The organism is Streptomyces boluensis, assembly GCF_009908195.1.
GTDB lineage: Bacteria > Actinomycetota > Actinomycetes > Streptomycetales > Streptomycetaceae > Streptomyces > Streptomyces boluensis.
Window position 1 is genome coordinate 1 of record NZ_JAAAHS010000328.1, and the last position, 8,785, is coordinate 8,785.

At 69.3% G+C, this 8,785-nt stretch carries 9 protein-coding genes; 8 read left to right on the forward strand and 1 reads right to left on the reverse strand.

The features are described from left to right. The coding region (locus GUY60_RS29460) for an RNA polymerase sigma factor (RefSeq protein ID WP_161703261.1) at nt 1-1,042 on the reverse strand (1,042 nt) is incomplete at its 3' end. 126 nt (nt 1,043-1,168) lie between these two features. On the opposite strand from GUY60_RS29460, the gene GUY60_RS29465 reads away from it, so the two are divergent. The 8 genes from GUY60_RS29465 to GUY60_RS29500 all read left to right on the forward strand — a co-directional run bounded on the left by GUY60_RS29465 (nt 1,169) and on the right by GUY60_RS29500 (nt 8,697). After that, a complete protein-coding gene (locus GUY60_RS29465) occupies nt 1,169-1,420 on the forward strand; it encodes a YkoF family thiamine-binding protein (RefSeq protein ID WP_161703263.1) in 252 nt (83 codons plus the stop codon). Beyond that, nucleotides 1,417-1,794, forward strand: coding sequence for a helix-turn-helix domain-containing protein (locus GUY60_RS29470; RefSeq protein WP_161703265.1), 378 nt, complete (start codon nt 1,417-1,419; stop codon nt 1,792-1,794). Before GUY60_RS29465 ends, GUY60_RS29470 begins: the two co-directional genes overlap by 4 nt. Nucleotides 1,795-2,007: 213 nt before the next feature. Next, the gene (uraD, locus tag GUY60_RS29475) at nt 2,008-2,532 is read left to right on the forward strand and encodes a 2-oxo-4-hydroxy-4-carboxy-5-ureidoimidazoline decarboxylase (RefSeq protein WP_161703267.1); all 525 of its coding nucleotides are present in this window, start codon (nt 2,008-2,010) and stop codon (nt 2,530-2,532) included. Continuing rightward, the gene (gene uraH / locus GUY60_RS29480; protein WP_161703269.1) at nt 2,529-2,927 is read left to right on the forward strand and encodes a hydroxyisourate hydrolase; all 399 of its coding nucleotides are present in this window, start codon (nt 2,529-2,531) and stop codon (nt 2,925-2,927) included. The genes uraD and uraH overlap by 4 nt, the downstream gene beginning before the upstream one ends. 5 nt (nt 2,928-2,932) lie before the next feature. Beyond that, nucleotides 2,933-3,856 (forward strand): factor-independent urate hydroxylase, encoded by a 924-nt coding sequence (gene pucL / locus GUY60_RS29485; protein ID WP_161703271.1) that lies wholly within the window; start codon nt 2,933-2,935, stop codon nt 3,854-3,856. Nucleotides 3,857-3,927: 71 nt separating this feature from the next. Continuing rightward, on the forward strand, nt 3,928-5,343 hold the full coding sequence (locus GUY60_RS29490; protein WP_161703273.1) for a nucleobase:cation symporter-2 family protein: 1,416 nt from the start codon (nt 3,928-3,930) through the stop codon (nt 5,341-5,343). Between the two features lie 78 nt (nt 5,344-5,421). After that, a complete protein-coding gene (locus GUY60_RS29495) occupies nt 5,422-6,810 on the forward strand; it encodes an 8-oxoguanine deaminase (protein ID WP_161703275.1) in 1,389 nt (462 codons plus the stop codon). Nucleotides 6,811-7,293: 483 nt separating this feature from the next. After that, nucleotides 7,294-8,697: a nucleobase:cation symporter-2 family protein gene (locus GUY60_RS29500; RefSeq protein WP_161703277.1), complete on the forward strand. Its 1,404-nt coding sequence runs from the start codon at nt 7,294-7,296 to the stop codon at nt 8,695-8,697. Nucleotides 8,698-8,785 lie beyond the last annotated feature (88 nt).

The following is an 8,785-nucleotide window of genomic DNA, read 5'->3' on the forward strand; positions in this document are numbered from 1 at the left end:
CCTCGGGTGCCGTCACGGGCGTGGACGGGACGCGGGCGGACGGGGTCGGCGGGAGCCGCGGGGTCGGGACGGTGGCCGGAGTGACCGGCAGGGTGGGCAGGCCCTCGCCGGGCAGCTCGGGCAGGGGCTTCAGCTCGGCGAGGGGCACCTCCGGTAGCGCCACGGCCGGCAGGGCCGACACCAGCGGGAGTGGGCCGCGGCCCACTCCGGCGCCGGGCCCGCTCGGCGACGGCGACGGCCGCGCACCCGATCCGGCGGAGGTCTCACGCTCCGCGGAAGGACCGTCCGCCACCGCCCCAGAGCCCGCACTGCCGCCGGGGCGCGGCGCGGCGGGGCGCGGCCCGCCGTCCATGTGCGGAAGGACGAAGCCGGTCACGGCGAGTGTCACCGCCGTCGCGGCGACCATGGCCACCTGCATCTTCCCGCCGGCCGCAGGGCGCCCCCGGCCGCACACCCAGAAGGCCAGGCCGAGCGTCCCGGCGAGCGAGGTACGCAGCGTGCGCCGCGCCCTGGCCAGGAGCGACTCGACGGTCCGGTAGCTCAGGCCCATCTTCTTGGCGACCTCGGCGACGTCCAGGTCCTCCGACTTGAGCCAGATCGCCTCCGCCTGGCGCGCGGGCAGCTCCCCGCTCCGCGCGGCCAGCCACCGTGCCTCGGCCCGGTCGCACACCGAGTCCTCGATGGACGCGGGAACGGGTGTGCCGAGCCGGGGACTGGTGCGCACCTCGGCCTCGCGGCTGATCTGCCGGTACCGGTCGACGCACAGCCGCATCGTCACCGTCGTCAGCCAGGCACCCAGGCGCTCGTCGTCGAGATGCGGACGCTCGGCGGCGCGCAGGATCGCCTCGTGCACGGCGTCCTCGGCGTCCTCGGCGCTCAGGGACCTGCGGCGGGCCACCCTGAGCAGCTGCTCGCGATGGCTCCAGGCACGCTGCCACCGGTCGGGGTCCGGCAGGCGCCGGCCGGGGCGGGCAGGCCTGTCGCGGCCCGCAGGCCGGTCGTGGCCCGGCCCGTCCGACTGCGCAGGGTGCGTCTCCGCCATGAGAGCTCCTCCGTGCTGACCAGCCCGTTCGTTGGCTCGGCGAGAACGCGACATTACCGCTCGGTATCCCCTGTTGGGGAGAGGGGGGCTGCCAGAAATCGGCGACACCGCAGTAGGTTGGGCCGCGTGCGATTGAGAGTGGAGTTCACGACCGAGCCCTTCGATCTCGACGAGGCGCCCGCCCACGCGGTGGTCGCCCGTGAGGTGATCCAGGGGGCCGAGCTCGACGCGGTGGATGTGGGGCCCTTCGGCAACACCGCCGAAGGCGCCGCCGACGAGGTGCTCACCGCGGTCGACGCGCTGCTGCGCAGATCGCTCGCGGCCGGCGCCACCCGCGTCTCGCTCCAGGTGAACGTGGTCGAGGAGGACGCCCGGTGACCGAATCGCGCGATCACCCCTTCGTCTCGGCGGTCAAGCCGCTGGTGGACGCCATGGGTGGCGAGGTGCTCGACCCGCGGGACGCGGCGGGTGACGACGTGGTGCTCAGCTGGGAGGGCGAGGAGGTGCTCGCCGTCCGGCTGCCGCAGCTCGCCGACTCCCTCGATCACATCCTGGCCGCCCTGCAGCGCAAGCACGGCCGCCCGCTCGCGGAGCTGGACCGCAGGGAGAAGCAGGAGCTCGTACGCCTCCTGGAGGGCCGCGGGGCCTTCGCCGTACGGCATGGCGTGGAGACCGTGGCGGGCGCCATAGGTGTCTCGCGCTTCACTGTGTACAACTATCTGAACAGGCAGAACACCGCCAAGAGCGAGTAGCGCAGCGCCTGTTGAGGGTCGAAACGGACCCGTTCTGACGTAACCCTCCGGCCATTTGGTCACGGAGCGCGACGAAGCCGTCACCCGAAATGCCGGGTGGCGGCTTCTTCGTTAAAGAGATTTCAACAAACTGTTGACGTGGTGTTGCCGAGGGTCTTAGCTAATCTCCAGCCAGTCCAGCACAAGGCCGCTTTCCGGCCACGGAGGCTTCTCGTGACTTCGAGCTCGACACCGGGCCTGGCCCGGTTCAACACCCTTGACGAGGCTGCGGCCACCGCAGACCTCCACGAGGTGTGTGCCAGCGCGGCATGGGGGAGCAAGCTGCTCGCCCAGCGCCCCTACGCATCCGCCGACACCCTCTTCGCCGCCAGCGACGCCGCCATGGCCGAGCTGAACACGGCGGACCTGGAGGAGGCGATGGCGGGGCACCCGCCGATCGGCCGCCCGAAGCCGGGAGACCCGACCTCCGCCCGCGAACAGCGGGGCATGGCCGGGGCCTCCGAGGAGCTCAAGACCGAACTGCTCGAACTGAACCTGGCCTACCAGGAGAAGTTCGGACACGTCTTCCTCATCTGCGCCACCGGCGCCACGGCCGAGTTCATGCTCGACCAGATCAGGACCCGGATCGAGAACGGGCCCGAGCAGGAGCGTGAGATCGTCCGCGGCGAACTGGGCAAGATCAACCGCATTCGGCTCACCCGGCTCGTCGAGGCCGCAGAGGAAGGAAGCACGGCATGAGCACCGCCACCACCGCTTCGGTGTCCACGCACATCCTGGACACCAGCATCGGCCGCCCCGCCGAGGGCGTCGCGATCCAGCTCTCCGCCCGCAGCGGCGGCAAGGGCGACTTCGTGGCGCTCGGCGGATCCGCGACCGACGCGGACGGGCGCTGCAAGGACCTGCCGGCACTGCCGGAGGGCACCACCCACGTACGGCTCGACTTCGAGACCGAGCCGTACTTCCTGACCAAGCACAACCAGCAAGCCGAGGCGCAGCAGGACGCCCCCGCGAATCGGGACAGCGGTGCGTTCTTCCCGGAGGTGGCGATCACTTTCGCCGTCAAGCCGGGCGAGCACTACCACGTACCGCTGCTGCTCAACCCGTTCGGCTACTCCGTTTATCGAGGGAGCTAGCAGACATGCCCACCATTCTGGGACAGAACCAGTACGGCAAGGCTGAGAACCGGGTCGTAAAGATCACGCGGGACGGCGACACCCACCACATCAAGGACCTGAACGTCTCGGTCGCCCTCTCCGGCGACCTGGAGGACGTGCACCTGTCCGGCTCGAACGCCAACTGCCTGCCGACCGACACCACCAAGAACACGGTGTACGCGTTCGCCAAGGAGTACGGCATCGAGTCCGCCGAGCAGTTCGGCATCCACCTCGCCCGTCACTTCGTGACGTCGCAGGAGCCGATCAAGCAGGCGCGCATCCGCATCGAGGAGTACTCCTGGGAGCGCATCGCGACCTCCGAGGCCAACTCGAAGTTCATCGGTGCCGACGAGGTCAAGCACTCCTTCGTCCGCAAGGGCCAGGAGACCCGGGTCAGCGAGATCGTCTACGACGGTGAGAACTGGCAGATCATCTCCGGTCTCAAGGACCTCGTCGTCATGAACTCCACCAACTCGGAGTTCTGGGGCTACATCAAGGACAAGTACACGACGCTCCAGGAGGCGTACGACCGCATCCTGGCCACCCAGGTGTCGTCCCGCTGGCGGTTCAACTGGACCGACGACGAGCAGCGCATGCCCAACTGGGAGAAGTCCTACGAGCAGGTCAAGAAGCACATGCTCCAGGCCTTCGCCGAGACCTACTCGCTGTCGCTGCAGCAGAGCCTGTACCAGATGGGTTCGCGCATCATCAACAGCCGTTCGGAGATCGACGAGGTCCGCTTCTCGCTCCCGAACAAGCACCACTTCCTGGTGGACCTCGAGCCGTTCGGCCTGAAGAACGACAACGAGGTCTACTACGCGGCCGACCGCCCCTACGGCCTCATCGAGGCCACGATCCTCCGGGACGGCGCGGAGCCCAAGATCCCGGTCGACATGACCAACCTCTGACGCGGGATGCGTGACGCCCCCGTCCGTCCGCCGCGGACGGGGGCGCGCCACACCGGAGGGAACGACACGCTATGGCACAGCCTGCAACAGGGCCTGTGAAAGGCCCCAGTTCCACCCCATCGGAGACCGGCAGCACGTCAACTCCCGGCTGCCACCCGGTGGATGAGAAGCTCCACCCCACGCGGCTCGTCCCCGCCGCGCTTCAGCACATCGCCGCCATGTACGCGGGCGTCGTCACCCCTCCGCTCATCATCGGCCAGGCCGTCGGCCTGGACACCGCCGCGCAGACCCGGCTGATCGCCGCCGGTCTGCTCATCGCGGGACTCACCACCGTCCTGCAGACCCTCGGCGTCAAGAAGTTCGTCGGCAACCGGCTGCCGTTCGTGAACGCCGCCTCCTCCGCGGGTATCGCACCGATCCTCGCCATCGCCGAGACCAACGCCCACGGCGCCCAACTCCCCGCCATCTACGGCGCGGTGATGGTCGCCGGCGTCTTCTGCCTGATCCTCGCACCGTTCTTCGGCCGGCTCCTGCGCTTCTTCCCGCCGCTCGTCACCGGCGTCGTCATCACCCTCATCGGGGTGACCCTGATGCCCGTACCGGTCGGCTGGGCGCAGGGCGGCGACAAGGAAGCCGCCGACTACGGCGACATGAAGTACCTCGCGCTCGCCGCGTTCACGCTCGTCGTCATCCTGCTGTTCCAGCGCTTCGGACGCGGCTTCCTCAAGCAAGTCGCCCTGCTCATGGGCCTGTTCATCGGCACGGTCGTCGCGATCCCGCTCGGCATGGCGGACTTCTCCGCCATCGAGGCCGCCCCGGTGGCCGCGCTGCCCATGCCGTTCGACTTCGGCGTACCCACGTTCCAGCCCGCGGCGATCCTGTCGCTCTGCATCGTGATGCTGGTCCTGATGACCGAGTCCGCGGCCGGCATGATCGCCGTCGGCGAGATCTGCGAGCGCAAGACCGACGGGAAGACCATCACCCGCGGCCTGCGCACCGACGGCATCGCCACCCTGCTCGGCCCGGTCTTCGGCGGCTTCCCCACCTCGGCCTTCGCGCAGAACGTCGGCGTCGTCTCGCTCACCCGGGTACGCAGCCGGTACGTCGTCGCCGTCGCCGGTGGCGCGCTGATCATCCTCGGCGCCTTCCCGGTGCTCGGTGCGGTCGTCTCCCTGGTGCCGATGCCGGTACTCGGCGGCGCGGGCATCGTGCTGTTCGGCTCCATCGCGGTGAGCGGCATCCGTACGCTCTCGGAGGCCGGGCTCGACGACAGCTCCAACATCATCCTGGTGGCGGTCTCGCTGGGAGCGGGCATCATCCCGCTCGCGGCACCCACCTTCTACGCCGATTTCCCGGCCTGGGCGCAGACCGTGCTCGGCTCCGGTATCAGCGCCGGCGCACTAGTCGCCGTCTCGCTGAATCTCTTCTTCCACCATCTCGGCACCCGTGGACGCGTCACCGCGCCCGCGGCACTCAAATCCTCCTAGGGTCCTGCCGTGCCCTCTCTCCGACCGCCCCCGGGCGGAGGGAAAACCTCCCCGCCATATACAAGAAGGAAGCGCACCATGGCACCTTCGGCAGCCCCCCAGCGCATCGTCATCGAGAACGCGGCGATCGCCACCGTCGACGCCCAGGACACCGAGTACGCCTCGGGCCACCTGGTCGTCGCCGACAACAGGATCGAGTCCATCGGCGCGGGCCCCGCGCCGGAGGGCCTTGAGAACGTGGTCCGGCGCATCGACGCCAGCGGCCACTTGATCACGCCGGGTCTGGTCAACACGCACCACCACTTCTACCAGTGGATCACGCGTGGTCTGGCAACCGACCACAACCTGTTCAACTGGCTCGTCGCCCTGTACCCGACCTGGGCGCGGATCGACGAGTCGATGGTCCGCGCCGCCGCGCAGGGCTCCCTCGCGATGATGGCTCGCGGCGGTGTCACCACCGCGATGGACCACCACTACGTCTTTCCGCAGGGCTCCGGCGAACTGTCCGGCGCGATCATCGGCGCCGCCCGGGACATGGGTGTGCGCTTCACCCTGGCCCGTGGCTCCATGGACCGCTCCGAGAAGGACGGCGGCCTGCCCCCGGACTTCGCCGTCGAGACCCTCGACGGTGCGCTCGCCGGCACCGAGGCGACCGTCAAGGAGCACCACGACGCGTCCTTCGACGCCATGACGCAGGTCGCCGTCGCGCCCTGCTCGCCGTTCTCCGTCTCCACCGAACTCCTCAAGCAGGGCGCCGAGTTGGCCCGCCGTCTCGGCGTCCGACTGCACACCCATGGCTCGGAGACCGTGGAGGAGGAGAAGTTCTGCCACGAGCTGTTCGGCATGGGCCCGACCGACTACTTCGAGTCCACCGGCTGGCTCGGCGAGGACGTGTGGATGGCGCACTGCGTCCACATGAACGACTCGGACATCGCGGCCTTCGCCCGCACCAAGACCGGTGTGGCGCACTGCCCGTCGTCCAACGCCCGGCTCGCCGCCGGCATCGCCCGTGTCCCCGACATGCTGAAGGCCGGCGTACCGGTCGGCCTCGGCGTGGACGGCACCGCCTCCAACGAGTCCGGTGAGCTCCACACCGAGCTGCGCAACGCGCTCCTCATCAACCGGCTCGGCGCCCACAAGGAAGCCGCGCTCAACGCCCGCCAGGCCCTGCGCCTCGGCACCTTCGGCGGAGCCCAAGTCCTGGGCCGCGCCGAGCAGATCGGCTCGCTCGAGGCCGGCAAGCTCGCCGACTTCGTGCTGTGGAAGATCGACGGCATCGGTCACTCGTCGATCGCCGACCCGGTCACCGCGATCGTCTTCGGCGCGGCGGCCCCGGTCACCGCGTCGTTCGTGAACGGCAAGCAGATCGTCGAGGGCAACCGCCTCCTGACGGTCGACGAGGAAGCCATCGCGCGCGACACCCGTGCCGAGGCCCAGCGCCTCGCCAGGATCGCCGCCTCGGCCTGACCCCCCAAGAGTCCGGCCGAGGGGGACGGCCTTCGGCCGGTCGCCGTGAACCCGAGCGGGGTGCACGGCAGCCTGAGCCGGTGGGCGCGGACCCAGTGCCCGCCCACCGGCAACGGTGAGAACGCCCGTACCCGTACGCGCTCAGCACCGCTCAGCATCGCGCGTACGACGCACAACAGCACCGCGTACGGCAGCAGCACAGCAGCACCCTCACGTACCACCGCTCCACACCCCCACAGAGGCACCACCGCAAAAAGCACCACCCGCACCACCCGCACCACCGCACCGCGACCGCACTCGCACCGCTCAGCACCATCTGCACGACCCGCAACACCGCACCAGCCGTATTGCACCGTCAGATAGCCCTCCAAGACACCCGCGTCGCTGGCGACGCGTTAACCGACCGGAGGAACCGCCGTGGCAGCAACGCCCAGGGTTCGAGAAGCAGTCGCCGTGCCAGAGGACGACAACGTCCGCGACCAGATGCCCGAAAAGCACCCGGTCGACGAGAAGTTGCCCCCTCTCAAAATGATGACCAGCGGCCTGCAGCACGTGGCCGCCATGTACGCGGGTGTGGTCGCCCCGCCGCTCATTGTCGGAGCAGCCGTCGGGCTGTCCCCCAAGGAGCTCACCTTCCTCACCGGAGCCAGCCTGTTCGCCGCGGGTCTGGCCACGCTCCTGCAGACCCTCGGCGTCTGGAAGATCGGCGCCAAGCTGCCGTTCGTCAACGGCGTCACCTTCGCGGGCGTCGCGCCCATGGTGGCGATCGTCAACCAGACCCCGGACAAGAAGGACGCGCTGCCGATCATCTTCGGCGCGATCATCGTCGCGGGTCTCCTCGGCTTCATCGCCGCCCCGTACTTCTCCAAGCTCGTACGGTTCTTCCCGCCGGTGGTCACCGGCACCGTGATCACCCTCATCGGTGTCTCCCTGATGCCCGTCGCGTACGGCTGGGCGCAGGGCCCGAACCCGGCGGCCAAGGACTACGGCGCGATCAAGTACCTCGGCCTGGCCGCGATATCCCTCGTGGTGGTGCTGCTGATCCGCCGCTTCACCAGCGGCTTCGTCAAGCAGATCGCCGTACTCCTCGGCCTGGTCATCGGCACGGTCATCGCGATCCCGTTCGGCGTGACCGACTTCAGCGCCCTCAGCGAGGCGGACATCGTCGGCTTCCCGACGCCGTTCCACTTCGGTGCCCCGCAGTTCGCGCTCGCGGCCATCGTGTCGATGTGTGTCGTCATGATCGTCTCGATGACCGAGTCCACCGCGGACATGCTCGCCCTCGGTGAGATCGTCGAGCGCCCCGCCGACGAGAAGACCATCGCGGCCGGTCTGCGCGCCGACACCCTCGGCTCGGCCCTCTCGCCCCTCTTCAACGGCTTCCTGGCCAGCGCCTTCGCGCAGAACGTCGGCCTGGTCGCGATGACGAAGATCCGTAGCCGGTTCGTGGTCGCGGCCGGTGGTGGCTTCCTGATCCTGATGGGTCTGTTCCCGGTCGTCGCCTCGCTGATCGCCGTGGTGCCCCGCCCGGTTCTCGGCGGCGCCGGCATCGTGCTGTTCGGCTCGGTCGCGGCGAGCGGTATCCAGACCCTGGCGAAGGCCGGCCTCGACAAGGACAACAACGTCCTCATCGTGGCCGTCTCGATCGCCGTCGGCCTGATCCCGATCGCGGCGCCGACGTTCTACCACGCGTTCCCCGAGACCGCGATGATCATCCTGGACTCGGGCATCTCCACCGGCTGTGTGACCGCGGTCATCCTGAACCTGGTCTTCAACCACATGGGTAAGAGCAAGGACGCGTCGGATGTGACGCACCCGATGGAGGGTGGCGAGGACATCGCCGGGGCGATTCCCGCGAAGCGGTCGGAGGAGGCTCCGGCTCACTGAGGCCCCGGCCTCTGCCTCCAGTGGTGGCGCGTACGGCGACAACTGCCGTGCGCGCCACACTTGTTCCCCGCCCCGCCCCTTCCCGATG